This is a genomic window from Pseudomonas sp. RHF3.3-3, assembly GCF_048069595.1.
Taxonomy (GTDB): Bacteria; Pseudomonadota; Gammaproteobacteria; order Pseudomonadales; family Pseudomonadaceae; genus Aquipseudomonas; species Aquipseudomonas fuscovaginae_B.
On sequence record NZ_CP182250.1, the window covers coordinates 2378149 to 2394248 of the forward strand.

A 16100-nucleotide genomic window follows, 5' to 3' on the forward strand; every position below is an offset into this window, starting at 1 on the left:
TCAAGCGGCGGGAATGGCGTGGAAACGGTGGATGGAAAAGGCCTCGATCGGCGTCGAGGACTGGCCCTGGCAGACCAGTTCGGCGAGCACTTCGCCCACCGCCGGGCCGATCTGGAAGCCCGCCCCGGCAAAACCGAAGGCGTGCAGCAGACCGGGCTGGGTCGAACTCGGGCCGATCACCGGCTGGCGATCGGGCAGGTAGCCCTCGGTGCCGCTCCAGGTGCGGATCGCCTGGGCACCTTCGAGAAACGGGTAGAGTTCGACGGCCTGGCGGAGTATTTCCAGGACCGCCTGCTGGCCCGGTCGGGCCCGGGCGCTGTCGAGGGCAAAACCCTGGCCGCCGCCCAGCACGCAGTTGCCGCGGCTGACCTGGCGGGCATAGATGCCGCCACCCTCGACGCCGGTGCTGGCATCCATCACCAGCGGCAACGGTTCGGTCACCAGCATGGCCGGGTGGCCGGCGTGAATCGGCACCGGCTCGCCAAACTTCGCGGCGAGGCTGCCGGCCCAGGCGCCGGCGCAGTTGAGCAGCCAGGCGCAGCGGATTTCCTGGCCATGGCCGGTGTGCAGGATAAAGCGCCGGCCATCGTGTTCGACCCGGCTGACCTCGCTCTGCTCCAGCACGGTCGCCCCGAGCTGGCGTGCGGCCCGGGCGAAGGCCGGCGACACCAGGCGCGGGTTGGCGTGACCGTCGTCGGGGCAGAACGAGGCGCCCTCGGCGATCTGCCCGACCCAGGGAAAACGCCGATGCAGTTGCGCGCGATCGAGTATCTGCAGGTCGAGGCCGAAACCCTGGCTGCTGTCGGCGTAGGCCTGCAGGGCGGCCAGGTCGGCCGTGCTGCGGGCCAGCTTGAGATGGCCGGAGCGCTGGTATTCGCCATCGATGCCGATCAGTTCGGGCAGGCGGCTCCAGATCTCGTGGGCGCGCTGGGACAAGGGCAACTGCGACAGCGGGCGGCCCTGGCGACGTACCCCGCCATAGTTCACGCCGCTGGAATGACTGCCGCAGAAATCCCGCTCCAGCAGGGCCACGCTGCGCCCCTGGCGCCTGAGCGCCAGCGCGGCCGAGGAACCGACGATACCACCGCCCAGGATGGCCACCTCGACTTCGATCATGGCGCCACCTCCAGCCCGAACGGCAGTGGCTTGATCGGTGCCTGGGCCCGCAGACGGCCGATGGCCTCCAGGGGCCGGCCGCTCTCGCAGGCAATGATCTCCGCCGCCGCCGCACCGCAGATGCGGCCCTGGCAGCGGCCCATGCCGACCCGGCAGTGGGCCTTGACCCGGTTGATCTCCCAGTGCCCTTCGCGAACCACCGTGCGTACCTCGCCGACCCGCACTTCCTCGCAGCGGCAGAGCATCAGCTCGTCCGGCGCCTGGCGGGCCCAGTGTTCGGGAAAGGGGAAGGCGTTCTCCAGGCCTGTACGGAACTGGCCGATGCGTTCCAGGCGGTTTTCCAGGTCGGCGGTACGGTCGGGGTCGACGCTGTAGCCCTGGTCTTCCAGCAGTGCCAGGGCGGCCCGTTCGCCGGCGATTTCCGCGGCGTCGGCGCCCATGATGCCGGCACCGTCGCCAGCCAGGTAGATCCCGGCCACGCTGCTGCGCCCGGCGCGGTCGCGTTCCGGCAGCCAACTGCGGTTCAGGGGATTCCAACTGAACCGGCACCCCAGCAGGTCGGCCAGTTGGGTTTCGCTGCGCAGGCCATGGGCGAAGGCCACGGCGTCGCAGTCGAGGGCGTGCGACTGCTCGCCCTGGCGCCAGCTCAGCCCGCCTACCCGCTGTTCGCCATCGATCCGTTGCAGTTGCGCGGCCTGGTGCACGGCAATGCCGTGGGCGCTCAGCCAGCCCCGGTAGTACAGGCCCTTGGCGAGGGTCAGCGGTTGCCTGAGCAGCCCCGGCAGGGCCTGGCATTGTGCGGCGAAGGGTGAGCTGTCGAGCACCGCGACGACCTTCGCCCCGGCCTTGGCGTATTGATAGGCCACCAGGTAGAGCAGGGGGCCGCTGCCGGCGAAGACCACCCGTTCGCCGATGGCGCAGCCCTGGAATTTCAGGGCGATCTGCGCCGCGCCCAGGCTGTAGACGCCCGGCAAGGTCCAGCCGGGTACCGGCAGCACGCGGTCGGTGGCACCGGTGGCAACGATCACCGCCGCGTATTCGAGGTGTTCGGCGCGGCCTTGGTGCAGTGTGTCGAGACCGCCGTGTTCGGCGTTCCACACCAGGGTGTCGGGGCGATAGTCGAGCTGTTCGCGCAGCTCATCGAGGGCCTGGTGGATGGCTTCGGCCTTGCCGGCCTCGAAGCCATACAGTTGTCCGGGCGAACGGCGGAAGTTTTCCGGCTGGCGCCGGTAGATCTGCCCGCCACCCCGTGGCGATTCATCCAGCAGAATCGGTCGCAGGCCATGTTCGACCAGGGTCTGGGCGGCGCGAATCCCGGCCGGACCGGCACCGACGATCAGCACGGGTTTCATGCTTTCGACCTCCCTTCGCGATTCACCTGTTGCCCGGCTTCGAGCATCGTCGAGCAGGCGCGGACCCGGCGCCCATCGGCCAGCCGGACCCAGCAGTCCTGGCAGGCGCCCATCAGGCAGAAGCCGGCCCGGGGTTCGCCGCCGAAGTCGCTGTGGCGCAGGTGCTCGCCGGCGGTGAGCAGCGCGGTCAGCAGGGTATCGCCCTGCAGGCCGCGGGCCGGCTGGCCGTCGAGGGTGAAGTCCAGGGCCGGGCGTTGTGCCTCGGCCAGTCGTTTCAGCAGCGCCATAGCGGCCTCATTGTTTGCCTACCAGGACCCGATCGAGGCCGTAGACCCGGTCGAGCAGAATCATCGTCAATGCCGTGAGCGCGATCACCAGGGCCGACACCGCCGCCATCATCGGGTCGATGGATTCGGTGGCGTACACGTACATGCGCACCGGCAGGGTCTGGGTCGCAGGGGAGGTGACGAAGATCGACAGGGTCACCTCGTCGAAACTGTTGATGAACGCCAGCAGCCAGCCGCCGGCGACGCCGGGCAGGATCATCGGCAGGGTGATCTGGCGAAACAGCGTGAAGCGCCCGGCACCGAGGGATTCGGCGGCCTGCTCGGCGCTGCGGTCCAGGCCGATGGCGGCGGCCAGCACCAGGCGCAGCACATAGGGGGTGATCACCAGCACGTGAGCCAGGATCAGCCAGCTGAAGCTGCCATTGACCCCCATCAGGGCGAACAGCCGCAGCAGCGCCACGCCGAGCACCAGGTGCGGAATGATGATCGGCGAGAGCAACAGGCCATTGAGAAAGTCCCGCCCGGGGAACTGATGACGGGTCATCGCCAGGGCGGCCGGCACCGCGATCACCGTCGCCAGGCTGGCGGCGCTGAAGGCCAGCAGCAGGCTGTTGTAGAACGCCTGGACGAAGTCCGCACGCTCGAACACGGCGCGGAACCAGCGCAGGGAAAAATCCGTGGTCGGCAGGCTCAGGGTGTTTTCCGGGGTGAAGGCCACCAGGCACACCACCACCAGCGGAGCGAGCATGAACACCACGATCAGGCTGTGGAACAGCAGGGCCAACGGGCCGTTTCTGGACATTTACGCGGCCCCCAGGGATTTCTTGTAGCGACGTTCGATCATGCGGTTCCACGACAGCATGATCAGCAGGTTGAGCAGCAGCAGCGTCACCGCGATCGCCGCGCCCATCGGCCAGTTGAGTTCCGACAGGTACTGGTCGTAGACCAGCGTCGCGACCATCTTCAGCCGGCGTCCGCCGAGCAGGCCGGGAATCGCGAAAGAGCTGGCGGACAGGCCGAACACGATCAGCGTGCCGGACAGCACGCCGGGCATGACCTGCGGCAGCACCACCAGGCGCATCACCTTGGCGTGGCTGGCGCCGAGGGACAGCGCGGCCTGTTCGGCGGACGGGTCGAGCTTCTGCAACGAGGTCCAGACCGGGATGATCATGAACGGCAGCATCACATGGACCAGCGCGATCACCACCGCGAACGGCGTGTAGAGCAGCTTCATCGGGGCCAGGCCAATGGCCTGCAGGCTCTGGTTGACCAGGCCGTCGGCGCCCAGCAGCAGGCTCCAGCCGAAGGCCCGCACCACCACCGAGATCAGCAGTGGCGTGAGGATCAGGATCAGGAAGATCGAGCGCCACGGACGGCCCATGCGGCTGAGGATGTAGGCTTCGGGGACGCCGATCAGCACGCAGAGCAGGGTGGTCAGGCCGCTGATCCAGAAGGTGCGCAGGAAGATCTCGTAGAAGTAGGGATCGCTGAACAGCGCGCCGTAGTGCTCCAGGGTGTAGGCGTCGCTGCGCACGCCGCTCTGGTAGTCGAAGACGTTGAGCGACAGCACGGCGGTCAATCCCAGCGGCAGAACCAGCAGGCCGACATACAGGGCCAGGGCCGGTGCCGACAGCAGGTAGCCATGCCGGCCCTGGCGCATCCGCGCCAGCAGGCTCATGCCAACACCTCGTCGGTGTCCAGGACCCGCAGCAGTTCGCCGGGCCAGTCCAGGCCGACCGGGCCGCCTTCCTCCAGGGGGGGCGAGCCGTCGTTGCGGCGAACCACGCTGAGCTCGCCCAGGGCGGTCTCGACCCGGTACAGCCACTGGCTGCCAAGGAAAAAGCGCGTGCGGATCCGCCCCTGCAGGCGCCCGCAGCCGGCGGCCAGCAGGTCGATCTTTTCCGGCCGCAGGCTGAGGGTCAGCGAGCCTTCTCCGGGTAGTTGCCGGACCTGCGGACAGCCGCTGGCGTCACGGTCGCCCGGCAACAGGTTGGCCTTGCCGACGAAGCCGGAGATGAAGCGGGTACGCGGGTGTTCATAGAGGCGGTAGGGCTCGTCGACCTGGGTGATACGGCCGGCCTGCATCACCACCACCCGGTCGCTGATCGACAGTGCCTCGGCCTGATCGTGGGTGACCATCAGGGTGGTGATGCCGACCTCGCGCTGGATACGGCGAATCTCGAACTGCATTTCCTCGCGCAGGTTGGCGTCGAGGTTCGACAGGGGTTCGTCGAGCAAAAGCACCGGCGGTTCGATCACCAGTGCGCGGGCCAGGGCGACGCGCTGGCGTTGGCCGCCGGACAACTCGCGGGGGTAGCGTTCGGCATGCCGGTGAAGGCGCACCAGTTGCAGCACCGTCGCCACTCGCCGTTGTACGTCGGCGGCCGGTACCTTGCGCATGCGCAGGCCGAAGGCGACGTTGTCCTGGACGGTCATGTGGGGAAACAGCGCATAGCTCTGGAACACCACGCCCAGGCCGCGGCTGCTGGGCTTGGCATGGGTGATGTCGCGGTCGTCGAGCAGGATCCGCCCGGCGCTGACCTCGACGAAGCCGGCGACCATCTGCAAGGTCGTGGTCTTGCCGCAACCGGAGGGGCCCAGCAGCGAGACGAACTCGCCCTTTTCCACCGCCAGGTTGGTGGCGACCACCGCTTCGAGGGCGCCATAGCGCTTGCAAACGCCTTCAAGTCGTAGAAAGGCCATAACTGCGTTCCACCTTTGGTTGGTGTGCGCGGCGAGGCGCACGTTTCTTGTCATGGGCAGAGACGAAAGGGCATTGCGTGGGTGCGTGGTGCTCGACGTCTGTCGGCTACCGATGTTGTTCGAATCGCCCCTTGTGGACGCAGAGTAGGACGAAGCCTAGGATGTGGGAAAGAGTGAATTTCACTGAAAGAATGATTATTTTCAGTTTCATTCATTCAGTAGATTTTTAGGTGAGAAATATCCATATGAATTCCACTGATCGGAATGAAAAATCGAATGAAGTCGGAGTCGGTGCGGTCTCCCGACTGTTTGCGGTGTTGCGCAGTCTGGGTGACTCGCCGGAAGAGGGCGAGCGGGTCACGCAACTGGCCGAACGCATCGGCCTGTCCCAGCCGACCACCCATCGGCTCCTGCGCAGCCTGATGGACGAGGGCATGGTCGAGCAGGACGCGCGCAGCAAGCGCTATCGCCTGAGCCTGGAGTTCTTTGCCCTGGCGGCCCGTGCCGGGCGCAGTGGCAACCTGCGCGAACTGGTGCGCCCGGCGCTGTTGCGGCTGTCCGCTTCGCTCGGCGATTCGCTGTTCCTGCTGGCGCGCAGCGGTTTCGATGCGATCTGCCTGGATCGCAGCGAGGGGCCGTTCCCGATCCGTACCTTCACCGGCGACATCGGTGGCCGGGTGGCCCTGGGCGTGGGGCAGGGCAGCCTGGCGATCCTGGCGTTCCTGCCGGAAGACGAGCGGGAAACGGTGATCCGCTACAACCTGCCGCGGCTGCGGGATTTTCACCTGTACGACGAAGTGTTCCTGCGCTCGGAAGTCGAGAGCGTGCGCAAGCTCGGCTATGCCGGGCGCAACACCGGTGTCTTGCAGGGCATGGCGGGGGTGGCGGTGCCGATTCTCGATCGCGATGGGCGGGCGGTCGCGGCGTTGAGCGTGGCGACCATCAGCGACCGTCTCGGGCCGGACCGTTTGCCGACGGTGGTGGAGCTGCTCAAGCGCGAGGCGGCGGCTATCGGACCGCGGATCAATCCGTTCGACCCGCTGTTGCGCAGGCCTTCGCAGATTTTCGGTACCCCGGAATAGCGGCTTCCGCTGGTTTCTGTGCTGACTTCAAGAGCGTTTCGCGGCGGTCCGACGCATCGGTGAATCCGGCTCCCACAAGTGCTTGCGCCGTGCATGAATCCTGCGAAAGACGCTGGCCCTGTGGGAGCAGGATTTATCCGCGAACGGTTCACCCCGGAGCACGACTTTCTAGAACGGCGTGGCCTGCCGCAACACCTGTGCCACCGGCGTATCGGCCGGTGCCACCATGGCGTAGTTGTAGCCGGGTCCGGACCAGTACTCGGCCTGCAATTCGCCGTCCCGGCGGTGACCCCGTTCGAGCAGGTGATTCTGCGGCCCTGGCGGGCGCATGTAGTAGGTGATCCGCCGGCCTTGCGGGTCTTGGTAGAGGACCATCGCCGCCGCGCCCTGCTCGGTGCTCAGCAGCCGTGCGCTGACCGGCTTGAATCCGGCGTCGGCCAGGTTCGGCAGGCGATTGGCTCGGCTGAAGTAGCGGTCGAGCCAGCCCTGCAGGTCGCCGTTGCCGTCGACCTTGAAGTCCGCCGGCAGGATGTCCTGGGTGGCGAACATCCGGTAGGCCTGCATCGCGTCGGCCATGGGCAACGGGGTCGGCAAGGTCAGTTGGCGGGCCTGCCAGCCACTCACGCCACCGAGGCTCACCGCGATCAGCAGCACCGCGGCGCTGGCCAGGTGGCGCCGGGAGCGGTCACGGCGGCGCTGGCGGATGGCGACCGGGTCCAGGTCGGGGTTGGCCGGCATCCGCAGGGTCGCCCCCAGGGCGGCGCGCAGGTGCTGGGCATCGCGCTGCCAGTCGCGGACCTGGCGGGCCAGGTCCGGGTGGCTGGCGAGGTAGGTGTCCATCCGTTGCCGGTCGGCATCGCTGAGCTGATGGTCGACATAGGCGTGCAGGTCGCGTTCGCTGGGAGGCATGCTGATCATTTGAGTATCCGCAGGGAAGGGCTGGCGATTTCGCCGTCGCTGAGCTGGCGCAGCGCCTGGCGGGCGCGGGACAGGCGCGACATCACGGTACCGAGGGGGACGTCGAGGATCTCGGCGACTTCCTTGTAGCTCAGGCCTTCCACCGAGACCCACAGCAACAGCGCGCGCTGTTCCACCGGCAGGCGTTCGAAGGAGGCCAGGGTCGATTGTGCCATCACCGTGCGTTCCGCCGAAGGTTCGCTGTCGTCGCGGCCGGTGAAGAATTCCAGCATTCGCGCATAACGGCGCTGGCGCCGGTGGGCGTCGAGGAACTGCCGGTAGAGGATCGAGAACAGCCAGGCGCGCAGGTCGCCGTCCGGGCGTTTCCTGCCCCAGCTGGACAGGGCCCGCTCCAGGCTGGCCTGGACCAGGTCGTCGGCGCTGCTCGGGTTGCCGGTCAGGGACACGGCGAAGCGCCGCATGCGCGGGATCAGTTCACGTAGCTGTTCGTCGAGATCGTTCATGGAAACCTGCAGGGTTCTGGTCAGTCACTACGCTGGATGCAGGAAGACGTCCGTGCCTGAAGGTTATTCCAGCCAGCGGAAAAATATTGATCGAAATAAATTATCGACGCCCGGGAATAACCCCTGACGACCTGCGTCCTACTCGCTCCCCAACCGTGTGGCCGCCCAGGGCCCTGGAGTTTTTCATGGTAGATCACACCCCGCCGCCACTGAGCGGTACGAGCAAGGTCTTGCGTCTGGCCGGTATCGCCGTGGTCGTGGCGGCGCTGGCCGGCGCCCTCGGCTATGTCGGTGGCCGGCTCGATCCGCAACGCCTGACGCCCGCGCGCATCGTCGATACGCTGGAGGACAACAGCGGCCACTATCCGGGGCTGCGGCGCAACCACGCCAAGGGCGTCTGCGTCGCGGGCTACTTCGAAAGCAGCGCTGAAGCCCGTCCGTACTCCATCGCCAAGGTCTTCGCCGAAGGCAGCGTGCCGGTGGAAGGGCGTTTCGCCCTGCCGGGGGGTAACCCCTACGCCGCGGACAGCAGCGTGCCGATCCGCAGTCTGGGGCTGCGCTTCATTCTCGCCAACGGCCAGCAATGGCGCAGCGGGATGAACAGCATGCCGGTATTCCCGGTGAGTACGCCGCAAGCCTTCTACGAGCAGCTCAAGGCTTCCGCGCCGGACCCGGCGACCGGCAAGCCGAACCCGGCGGCGCTGGCGGCGTTCTTTGCCGCGCATCCGGAAACCGGTCCGTTCCTGCAATGGGTCAAGACCGCCAAGCCTTCGGCCAGCTATGCCACCGAGAGTTACAACGCGCTGAACGCCTTCTACCTGGTCAATGCCGCGGGCCAGCGCCAGGCGGTACGCTGGGGCTATGTGCCGTTGAGTCAGGACACCCCCGGCGCGGTGGCGCCGGCCGCTGCCGACTTCCTGGAAAAGGATCTGGTACAGCGTCTGGCGGCCGGTCCGCTGAAATGGGAGCTGCGCATCACCCTGGCCAACCCCGGCGACCCGATCGACGATGCGAGCAAGGCCTGGACCGGCGAGCACAAGGTGCTCAACGCCGGCACCCTGGTGCTGGAGAGCACGCAACCGCAGGACAGCGGCGATTGCCGTGACATCAACTACGACCCGCTGGTCCTGCCCAGCGGTATCGAGGCCTCGGCCGACCCGCTGCTGGCGGCGCGTTCGGCGGCGTATTCCAGTTCCTACCTGCGTCGCACCAGCGAAGTCGGCCAGATGCCCGCCACTCACGCCCAACAGGAGTCCCGTCCATGAGCGCCCCGTTGAAACATTTCGTTCCCCTGGCGCGCCTGCTGCACTGGCTGATGGCGCTGATGATCCTGGCGATGCTGTTCATCGGCGCCGGGATGGTGGCCTCGGTGTCGGCACGGCACGAGTGGCTGATCCACCTGCACAAGCCGTTGGGGATTGCGATTCTGGTACTGGCGATCGTACGGCTTGCCGTGCGCTTCGGCACGCGGCAGCCGGCGCTGCCGGCGGATCTGCCGGGGTGGCAGGTGCTGGCGGCGAAGCTCTCCCATGTGCTGCTGTATGCGCTGATGCTGGTGCTGCCGTTGCTGGGGTGGGCGATGATTGGCGCGGCGGGTGATCCGGTGATGCTGAGCAGTTCGATCCGCCTGCCGGCACTGTTGTCGGCGGATGCCGCGACCTTTGCCTGGTTGCGCAAGGCCCACGGCTACCTGGCCTACCTGCTGTTCCTGACGGTGCTGATGCACCTGGCGGCGGCACTGTTCCATGGCTGGATCCGCCGGGATGGGGTACTGGAGAGTATGCTGCGGGGCAAGGACTGAGTTCACTCCCTCACGGACCACCCCCAATACACCAGGGCCGTGGCACTGATCGCGGCCCCCAACAGGCAGACGCCCGGCCACCCGCCCCAGGCATACATCGCCGTGGCCCCCACGGCACCGCTGGCACTCCCCACCGAATAGAACAGCATGTAGCCCGCCGCCAGCCGACTCTGCGCCTGGGGTCGGACGCTGTAGATCAGCGCCTGGCTGGTCACATGCACCGCCTGCAGGCCCAGGTCGAGGGTGACCACGCCGAGCAGCAGGGCCCAGAGCGACGATTGGGTAAAGGCGATCGGCAACCAGGACAGCAGCATCATCGTCAGCGCCAGGCCGCTGACCCACTGCGCCCGGCCACGATCCGCCCAATGCCCGGCGCGCGCCGCCCCCAGCGCGCTGGCCGCACCGGCCAGGCCGAACAGGCCGATCCCGGTATGCGATAACGATAGCGGCGGTGCACTCAGGGGCAGTACCAACGGAGTCCACAGCACGGTTCCGGCGGCAAAGATCAGCATGGCCAGCACCGCCCGGTCGCGCAGGACCTTTTCCTCGCGGAACAGCCCGAGCAGCGAGACGATCAGCGCGCCGTAGCCCTGGCGCGGCTTGGGTGGCTCATGCCGGGGCAGCACCTGCCAGAGTGCCACGGCCATCAGCAGGGTCAGCAGCGCCGACAACAGGTAGACCGAACGCCAGCCGGCCAGGTCGGCCATGCCCCCGGCGACGGTGCGGGCCAGCAGCAGGCCGACGACGATGCCACTGGTGACGCTGCCGACGACCTGGCCGCGCTCGCCTGGCGCCGCCAGTTGTGCCGCATAGGCCACCAGGGTCTGGGTCACCACCGCCAGCAGGCCGATCAGGCTCATGCCCAGCAACAGCCAGGCACTGTCGGGGGCCAGGGCCGCGAGCAGCAGGGCCAGCACCGACAGCAGCATCTGGCCGACGATCAGCCGTCGGCGGTTCAACAGGTCGCCCAGTGGCACCAGCAACAGCAGGCCCAGGCCGTAGCCGACCTGGCTCAGGCTGACCACGATGCCGACCGTGGCGTGATCCATGGCGAAGGTATCGGCCATGGCATCCAGCAGGGGCTGGGCGTAGTACACATTGCCTACCGACAGTCCGCAGGCGACGGCGAACAGCAGCACTGTGACCCTGGACAGTCGGCTGCCGGTCTGCGCGATATCGGTGCTGGCCGGGGCTTCAAGCGTCATGGCAAGGCTCCTCGAGTAGGTGGTTTCAATTTAAAACTACTTGTACCCTAGAGAGGCTGGTTTTACATTGCAACCACATTTTTCTGCCGGAGTCCCTTGCCATGGTCAAACGTTCCAGCCTGGAAGCCGCCGAATGCCCGGTGGCCCGCTCGGTGGCGGCCATTGGCGATGGCTGGTCGTTGCTGATCATTCGGGATGCGTTCGACGGCCTTCGCCGCTTCGGCGAGTTTCAGCGCAACCTCGGGCTGGCGCGCAACATTCTTGCCACGCGCTTGAAGAGCCTGGTCGGGCTGGGGGTGCTGGACATCGTTCCGGCGTCGGATGGCAGCGCGTACCAGGAGTACGTGTTGACGGAAAAGGGCCGGGGTCTGTTCAACCTGATCATCGGTTTGCGCCAGTGGGGCGAGGCGCATTGCTATGGGCCGCAGGAGCCGCACTCGGTCATGGTCGACCGCGAGCAGGGGTTGCCGCTCAGGCCGCTGGAACTGCGCGCCGAGGACGGTCGCCTGCTCGGGCCGGGCGACTGCCGGCGAATCCCGGCCGTCTGACCGTCTAATCGCCGGCGAAACGCTCCTGGCTGTTGCTCAGGTGCGTCCACATCGCCGCCCGTGCCGCATCGGCATCCTGGCGGCGAATCGCGGCGAGAATCGCCTCGTGTTCCTGATTGGCCAAGCGGCCCAGGGCCTGCAGGTCGGCATTGCCGCGTTCGGCTGCGTGCACCCGGGTCCGCGGGATCATCGAGTTGCCCAGATGCAGCAGGATCTCGACGAAATACGGGTTGCCGGTGGCTTCGGCGATCAGCAGGTGGAAGCGCTGGTCGGCGGGTACGCAACTGTCGTTGTTGGCCAGCAGGCTCTGGTACTCGTCCAGCGCCGCGCGCATCTGCCGCAGCTGTTCATCGGTGCGTCGGCGGGCCGCCAGGGCGACGGCCTGGGTTTCCAGGCCCAGGCGCAATTCGAGAAGGCCCCGCACGCTCATGGCCGTGTCGGCGCTCAGGCGCAGGCCGTGGCCCTCCTCGCGTTCCAGCACGAAACTGCCGACGCCGTGGTGGGTCTCGACCCAGCCCGCGGCCTGCAGCTTGGAGATCGCCTCGCGCACCACTGTGCGACTGACCTTGTGCTCGCGAATGATCGCGCTTTCCGACGGCAGCTTTTCGCCCGGTTTCAACTCGCCCAGGCGTATCCGCTGAGTCAGGTGATTGACCAGGTCGGTGGCCAGGTTGGGCGTGCGCTTGCGGCGCGCGGTGGGGAGATCGCTGTCAGTGCTCATGGTCGTATCGTGGGGGTGTGAGGGGGAAAGCTTAACACTCGTACGACAAGTGGTGTGAGTGGCGGCGATACATGTATGACAAGTTCGGTCTTTCAGGTGTTTTTCCCGTGAAGGCCGGGTCAGTCCCGTCCGGTTCAAATGAAAAGGCTCACCAGAGAAAATATATTTATTGGAAATTAGTTGTTATAAAACAACTAATTAGATTTTTATTCCGAGCGTTTTCCTGAGCGTTGAGGGCGTGCCACAACATCGAAGTGCTTGTTAGCAGATTTTTCTACTCGTATGATGACTGTCGACTGGCTTGAGTTGGCCAGCACCCCGCACACAACAATAATCCGTGGGAGACCGTCGTGAACCACACCCTCGATCCGTCCGCGTCAGCGGCACACGATTCACTGCTGGCCGTCGCCGTGGCGAAGGTCAAGCGCCATGTCCTGCCGCTGTTCGTCATCATGTTCATCGTCAACTACATCGACCGGGTCAACATCGGCTTCGTGCGCACGCATCTGGAGCATGACCTGGGCATCGGTGCCGCCGCCTATGGCTTCGGTGCCGGGCTGTTCTTCATCGGTTACGCGCTGTTCGAGGTGCCTTCCAACCTGCTCCTGCAGAAGGTCGGCGCACGGCTCTGGCTGACCCGCATCATGTTCAGCTGGGGCGTGGTCGCCACGGCCATGGCCTTCGTCCAGAACGAAACCCATTTCTACATCCTGCGTTTCCTGCTCGGGATCGCCGAGGCCGGGTTCTTTCCCGGGGTGATCTACTACTTCACCCGCTGGCTGCCGGGGGTGGAGCGGGGCAAGGCCATCGCAATCTTTCTCAGCGGCTCGGCGCTGGCCTCGCTGATCTCCGGTCCGCTGTCCGGCGCCCTGCTGCAGGTCGAAGGCCTGGGCTGGCACGGCTGGCAGTGGATGTTCATCATCGAGGGAATGGCCTCGGTGGTGCTCTGTGGTTTCACCTGGTTCTGGCTCGACTCCGCGCCACGCGACGCCAGATGGCTGGGCCGTGCCGAGCAGGAGGCGCTGGTGCAGGCGATCGACGAGGAGCAGCGGGCCCGCGAGGCGTCGATGCCGATCAGGCCGTCGACCTGGAGCCTGCTCAAGGACCGGCAGATCCTGCTGTTCTGCCTGCTGTACTTCTGCATTCAACTGACCATTTACGCGGCGACCTTCTGGCTGCCGAGCATCATCAAGAAAATGGGTGCGCTCAGCGATTTGCAGGTGGGGCTGCTCAACTCCATTCCGTGGCTGATCTCGATCATCGCCATGTATGCCTTCGCGGCGGCCTCGGGCAAGTGGAAGCACCAGCAGGCCTGGGTTGCCACGGCGCTGCTGGTGGCGGCGGCCGGGATGTTCATGTCGACCACCGGCGGGCCGGTGTTCGCCTTCGTCGCGGTGTGTTTCGCCGCCATCGGCTTCAAGTCCGCCTCGTCGCTGTTCTGGCCGATCCCCCAGGCCTACCTGGATGCGCGGATCGCGGCGGCGGTGATTGCCCTGATCAATTCCACCGGCAACCTCGGCGGCTTCGTCGCACCGGCCACCTTCGGCCTGCTGGAGCAGAACACCGGTTCGATCCAGGGCGGCCTCTACGGCCTGGCGGCGACCTCGGTGATCGCGGCGATCCTGGTGTTCTTTGCCCGCACTCGGCCCAAACCCGGGCAGGGCGTGCCGGGCAGCATCGGCCCGGCCCTGAACGAATCCCACTGAACGACACTTTTTTCGAAACGACAGTTTCGCCAGACAGGTACCCATCATGAATGCACAGACGCTCGGCACTGCCGGCCAGACCCCGGTCATCAGCGGCTTCCAGGTCATCCCGGTGGCCGGCCACGACAGCATGCTGCTCAACCTCAGTGGCGCCCACGGCCCGTTCTTCACCCGCAATCTCGTCATCATCACCGACAGCAGCGGCCGCACCGGCGTCGGCGAGGTGCCCGGCGGCGAGCGGATCCGCGCGACCCTGGAGGACGCCCGCGGCCTGCTGCTGGGCCAGTCCATCGGCAACTACCAGAAGCTGCTCAACCAGGTCCGCCAGACTTTTGCCGAGCGTGATGCCGGTGGCCGCGGGCTGCAGACCTTCGACCTGCGCATCACCATCCATGCGGTCACCGCCCTGGAGGCGGCGCTGCTCGACCTGCTCGGCCAGTTCCTCGGCGTACCGGTGGCGGCGCTGCTCGGCGAGGGGCAGCAGCGGGAAGCGGTCAAGGTGCTCGGCTACCTGTTCTACATCGGCGACCGGCAGCGCACCAACCTGGCCTACCGCAATGAGGCCGAGGCCGAGGACGCCTGGTTCCGCCTGCGCCACGAGCAGGCGATGACCCCGGAGGCGATCGTCCGCCTGGCCGAGGCTGCCCAGGCGCGCTACGGTTTCAACGACTTCAAGCTCAAGGGCGGCGTGCTCGAGGGCGCTCGCGAGATGGAAGCGGTGACGGCCCTGGCCGAGCGCTTCCCCGAGGCCCGCATCACCCTCGATCCGAATGGCGCCTGGTCGCTCAGGGAGGCGATTGCCCTGTGTCGCGACCAGCATCGGGTGCTGGCCTATGCCGAGGACCCTTGCGGTGCGGAAAACGGCTATTCGGGGCGCGAAGTCATGGCCGAGTTCCGCCGGGCCACCGGCCTGCCGACGGCGACCAACATGATCGCCACCGACTGGCGTGAAATGGGCCATGCGATCCAGTTGCACGCCGTCGACATCCCGCTGGCCGACCCGCATTTCTGGACCCTGCAGGGCTCGGTACGGGTCGCACAGATGTGTCATGAGTGGGGCCTGACCTGGGGCTCGCACTCCAACAACCACTTCGACATTTCCCTGGCGATGTTCACCCATGTCGCCGCGGCGGCGCCGGGCGAGATCACCGCCATCGACACCCACTGGATCTGGCAGGACGGCCAGGGCCTGACCCGCGAGCCGTTGCAGATCGTCGACGGCTTCATCCAGGTGCCGCAGAAGCCGGGGTTGGGGATCGAGCTGGACATGGACGCGGTGGCCCGCGCCCATGAGTGTTACCGCCACATGGGCCTTGGCGCCCGGGACGACAGCGTGGCCATGCAGTGCCTGATCCCCGGCTGGTCGTTCGACAACAAGCGTCCCTGCCTGGTGCGCTGACTGCTAGTGGCCACACAGGCCCCTATACGGGGTCGAACAGCGTCACGGCGACGATCCGCTCGCCGTCGACGCGCACCAGCAGCAGGCCCCGTGGCAGCGGATGACCTTTCTGATAACTCTCCACCAGCACCTGGTCCGCCGCCGTGGCGGTGACCTGCAACTGGTGGGGTGGGCGCAGTAGCGCGCGTATCTGTGGCGAGACCGGAAAGTGCTCGCGGTTGTCCCGCACCGCGTCGCAGAATTCCAGCACCACCGCGCGTGGCGCCGGCGCGGGTGGTGAAGTCATGCCTTCCTCGGCGAACAGCTGGTTGAGCCTGTCGGCGGTGGCCACGGCCCTGGGAAAGCCGGTGAAGGCCGAGGCCTGCAACAGCAGTTCGGTGTATTCGCCCGGGGCCAGCCCCGAGGCCAGGCCGGTCTTGAAGTGTACACTCAGGGGCGGGCCGACCATCCCCGCCGCGACGATGGCGGCGAAGGTCGCGGCCTCCCGCAGTCGGGGATCGAGGCCGGGGCGCTGGTGCAGGTGGCCGTAGACCACGCCGACCGCCAGCTCGCCGAGAGCGGGCGTGGTGTGGAACAGCGCATCCAGGCGGGCGCCGCCGTTGGGCACCAGGTCGATGAATTGCTTGCGGCCTTCGCAGTAGAGCTCGGCCATGGGGGCTTTGTCGTTCATGCTGTCTCCTATTGGCGATCCGGGGAATCCTTCGCGCGTCGACGACAGCAGGACATCGACAGCTGGCAGCCTAGCCAATCCGCTGGAAA

17 protein-coding genes are annotated in these 16100 nt (G+C 66.8%); 6 read left to right on the forward strand and 11 right to left on the reverse strand.

Annotated elements, in window-relative coordinates:
* The 6 genes from ACMGT0_RS10920 to ACMGT0_RS10945 are packed head-to-tail and all read right to left on the reverse strand — an operon-like array spanning position 1 to position 5458.
* Positions 1-1116 carry an NAD(P)/FAD-dependent oxidoreductase gene (locus ACMGT0_RS10920; RefSeq protein WP_416772547.1) on the reverse strand — a complete coding sequence of 372 codons (1116 nt, stop codon included), beginning with the start codon at positions 1114-1116 and terminating at the stop codon, positions 1-3.
* On the reverse strand, positions 1113-2468 hold the full coding sequence (locus ACMGT0_RS10925; RefSeq protein ID WP_416772548.1) for an FAD-dependent oxidoreductase: 1356 nt from the start codon (positions 2466-2468) through the stop codon (positions 1113-1115). Before ACMGT0_RS10925 ends, ACMGT0_RS10920 begins: the two co-directional genes overlap by 4 nt.
* Positions 2465-2755: a (2Fe-2S)-binding protein gene (locus ACMGT0_RS10930; protein ID WP_054063855.1), complete on the reverse strand. Its 291-nt coding sequence runs from the start codon at positions 2753-2755 to the stop codon at positions 2465-2467. The genes ACMGT0_RS10925 and ACMGT0_RS10930 overlap by 4 nt, the downstream gene beginning before the upstream one ends.
* 7 nt (positions 2756-2762) lie before the next feature.
* Complete coding sequence (locus ACMGT0_RS10935) at positions 2763-3557, reverse strand: ABC transporter permease (RefSeq protein WP_054063854.1); 795 nt, start codon at positions 3555-3557, stop codon at positions 2763-2765.
* Positions 3558-4433 carry an ABC transporter permease gene (locus ACMGT0_RS10940; protein ID WP_054061316.1) on the reverse strand — a complete coding sequence of 292 codons (876 nt, stop codon included), beginning with the start codon at positions 4431-4433 and terminating at the stop codon, positions 3558-3560.
* A complete protein-coding gene (locus tag ACMGT0_RS10945) occupies positions 4430-5458 on the reverse strand; it encodes an ABC transporter ATP-binding protein (protein WP_416772550.1) in 1029 nt (342 codons plus the stop codon). Before ACMGT0_RS10945 ends, ACMGT0_RS10940 begins: the two co-directional genes overlap by 4 nt.
* A gap of 245 nt (positions 5459-5703) precedes the next feature.
* On the opposite strand from ACMGT0_RS10945, the gene ACMGT0_RS10950 reads away from it, so the two are divergent.
* Positions 5704-6540 (forward strand): IclR family transcriptional regulator, encoded by an 837-nt coding sequence (locus ACMGT0_RS10950; RefSeq protein ID WP_054061314.1) that lies wholly within the window; start codon positions 5704-5706, stop codon positions 6538-6540.
* Between the two features lie 168 nt (positions 6541-6708).
* Here the strand turns inward: ACMGT0_RS10950 and ACMGT0_RS10955 are convergent, their stop codons facing one another.
* Positions 6709-7458: an anti-sigma factor family protein gene (locus tag ACMGT0_RS10955; protein ID WP_054063852.1), complete on the reverse strand. Its 750-nt coding sequence runs from the start codon at positions 7456-7458 to the stop codon at positions 6709-6711.
* Complete coding sequence (locus ACMGT0_RS10960) at positions 7455-7961, reverse strand: RNA polymerase sigma factor (protein WP_416772553.1); 507 nt, start codon at positions 7959-7961, stop codon at positions 7455-7457. Before ACMGT0_RS10960 ends, ACMGT0_RS10955 begins: the two co-directional genes overlap by 4 nt.
* A gap of 185 nt (positions 7962-8146) precedes the next feature.
* Between ACMGT0_RS10960 and ACMGT0_RS10965 the strand changes: the two genes are divergently transcribed.
* Entirely contained in the window at positions 8147-9226 is a 1080-nt protein-coding gene (locus ACMGT0_RS10965) for a catalase family peroxidase (protein WP_416772555.1), read from the forward strand.
* Positions 9223-9762 (forward strand): cytochrome b, encoded by a 540-nt coding sequence (locus tag ACMGT0_RS10970; protein ID WP_054061563.1) that lies wholly within the window; start codon positions 9223-9225, stop codon positions 9760-9762. The genes ACMGT0_RS10965 and ACMGT0_RS10970 overlap by 4 nt, the downstream gene beginning before the upstream one ends.
* A 2-nt stretch (positions 9763-9764) precedes the next feature.
* On the opposite strand, the gene ACMGT0_RS10975 is transcribed toward ACMGT0_RS10970, so the two are convergent.
* Positions 9765-10967: an MFS transporter gene (locus tag ACMGT0_RS10975; protein WP_416772557.1), complete on the reverse strand. Its 1203-nt coding sequence runs from the start codon at positions 10965-10967 to the stop codon at positions 9765-9767.
* Positions 10968-11068: 101 nt separating this feature from the next.
* Between ACMGT0_RS10975 and ACMGT0_RS10980 the strand changes: the two genes are divergently transcribed.
* Positions 11069-11515, forward strand: a complete 447-nt coding sequence (locus ACMGT0_RS10980) for a winged helix-turn-helix transcriptional regulator (RefSeq protein ID WP_416772559.1) — start codon at positions 11069-11071, stop codon at positions 11513-11515.
* 4 nt (positions 11516-11519) lie between these two features.
* Here ACMGT0_RS10980 and ACMGT0_RS10985 read toward each other — a convergent pair whose 3' ends face one another.
* Complete coding sequence (locus ACMGT0_RS10985) at positions 11520-12236, reverse strand: FadR/GntR family transcriptional regulator (protein WP_054063848.1); 717 nt, start codon at positions 12234-12236, stop codon at positions 11520-11522.
* A gap of 350 nt (positions 12237-12586) precedes the next feature.
* Here ACMGT0_RS10985 and ACMGT0_RS10990 point away from each other — a divergent pair, with 350 nt between their 5' ends.
* Positions 12587-13942: an MFS transporter gene (locus ACMGT0_RS10990; protein ID WP_416772561.1), complete on the forward strand. Its 1356-nt coding sequence runs from the start codon at positions 12587-12589 to the stop codon at positions 13940-13942.
* A 46-nt stretch (positions 13943-13988) separates the two neighbouring features.
* A complete protein-coding gene (gene gudD, locus ACMGT0_RS10995) occupies positions 13989-15341 on the forward strand; it encodes a glucarate dehydratase (protein ID WP_416772563.1) in 1353 nt (450 codons plus the stop codon).
* Positions 15342-15363: 22 nt separating this feature from the next.
* On the opposite strand, the gene ACMGT0_RS11000 is transcribed toward gudD, so the two are convergent.
* The gene (locus ACMGT0_RS11000; RefSeq protein WP_054063846.1) at positions 15364-16011 is read right to left on the reverse strand and encodes a carboxymuconolactone decarboxylase family protein; all 648 of its coding nucleotides are present in this window, start codon (positions 16009-16011) and stop codon (positions 15364-15366) included.
* Positions 16012-16100: the final 89 nt, after the last annotated feature.

Coding starts and splice junctions, on each gene's coding strand:
- ACMGT0_RS10920 (WP_416772547.1), bottom strand. CDS start 1,116: ATGATCGAAGTCGAGGTGGCCATCCTGGGCGGTGGTATCGTCGGTTCC.
- ACMGT0_RS10925 (WP_416772548.1), bottom strand. CDS start 2,468: ATGAAACCCGTGCTGATCGTCGGTGCCGGTCCGGCCGGGATTCGCGCC.
- ACMGT0_RS10930 (WP_054063855.1), bottom strand. CDS start 2,755: ATGGCGCTGCTGAAACGACTGGCCGAGGCACAACGCCCGGCCCTGGAC.
- ACMGT0_RS10935 (WP_054063854.1), bottom strand. CDS start 3,557: ATGTCCAGAAACGGCCCGTTGGCCCTGCTGTTCCACAGCCTGATCGTG.
- ACMGT0_RS10940 (WP_054061316.1), bottom strand. CDS start 4,433: ATGAGCCTGCTGGCGCGGATGCGCCAGGGCCGGCATGGCTACCTGCTG.
- ACMGT0_RS10945 (WP_416772550.1), bottom strand. CDS start 5,458: ATGGCCTTTCTACGACTTGAAGGCGTTTGCAAGCGCTATGGCGCCCTC.
- ACMGT0_RS10950 (WP_054061314.1), top strand. CDS start 5,704: ATGAATTCCACTGATCGGAATGAAAAATCGAATGAAGTCGGAGTCGGT.
- ACMGT0_RS10955 (WP_054063852.1), bottom strand. CDS start 7,458: ATGATCAGCATGCCTCCCAGCGAACGCGACCTGCACGCCTATGTCGAC.
- ACMGT0_RS10960 (WP_416772553.1), bottom strand. CDS start 7,961: ATGAACGATCTCGACGAACAGCTACGTGAACTGATCCCGCGCATGCGG.
- ACMGT0_RS10965 (WP_416772555.1), top strand. CDS start 8,147: ATGGTAGATCACACCCCGCCGCCACTGAGCGGTACGAGCAAGGTCTTG.
- ACMGT0_RS10970 (WP_054061563.1), top strand. CDS start 9,223: ATGAGCGCCCCGTTGAAACATTTCGTTCCCCTGGCGCGCCTGCTGCAC.
- ACMGT0_RS10975 (WP_416772557.1), bottom strand. CDS start 10,967: ATGACGCTTGAAGCCCCGGCCAGCACCGATATCGCGCAGACCGGCAGC.
- ACMGT0_RS10980 (WP_416772559.1), top strand. CDS start 11,069: ATGGTCAAACGTTCCAGCCTGGAAGCCGCCGAATGCCCGGTGGCCCGC.
- ACMGT0_RS10985 (WP_054063848.1), bottom strand. CDS start 12,236: ATGAGCACTGACAGCGATCTCCCCACCGCGCGCCGCAAGCGCACGCCC.
- gudD (WP_416772563.1), top strand. CDS start 13,989: ATGAATGCACAGACGCTCGGCACTGCCGGCCAGACCCCGGTCATCAGC.
- ACMGT0_RS11000 (WP_054063846.1), bottom strand. CDS start 16,011: ATGAACGACAAAGCCCCCATGGCCGAGCTCTACTGCGAAGGCCGCAAG.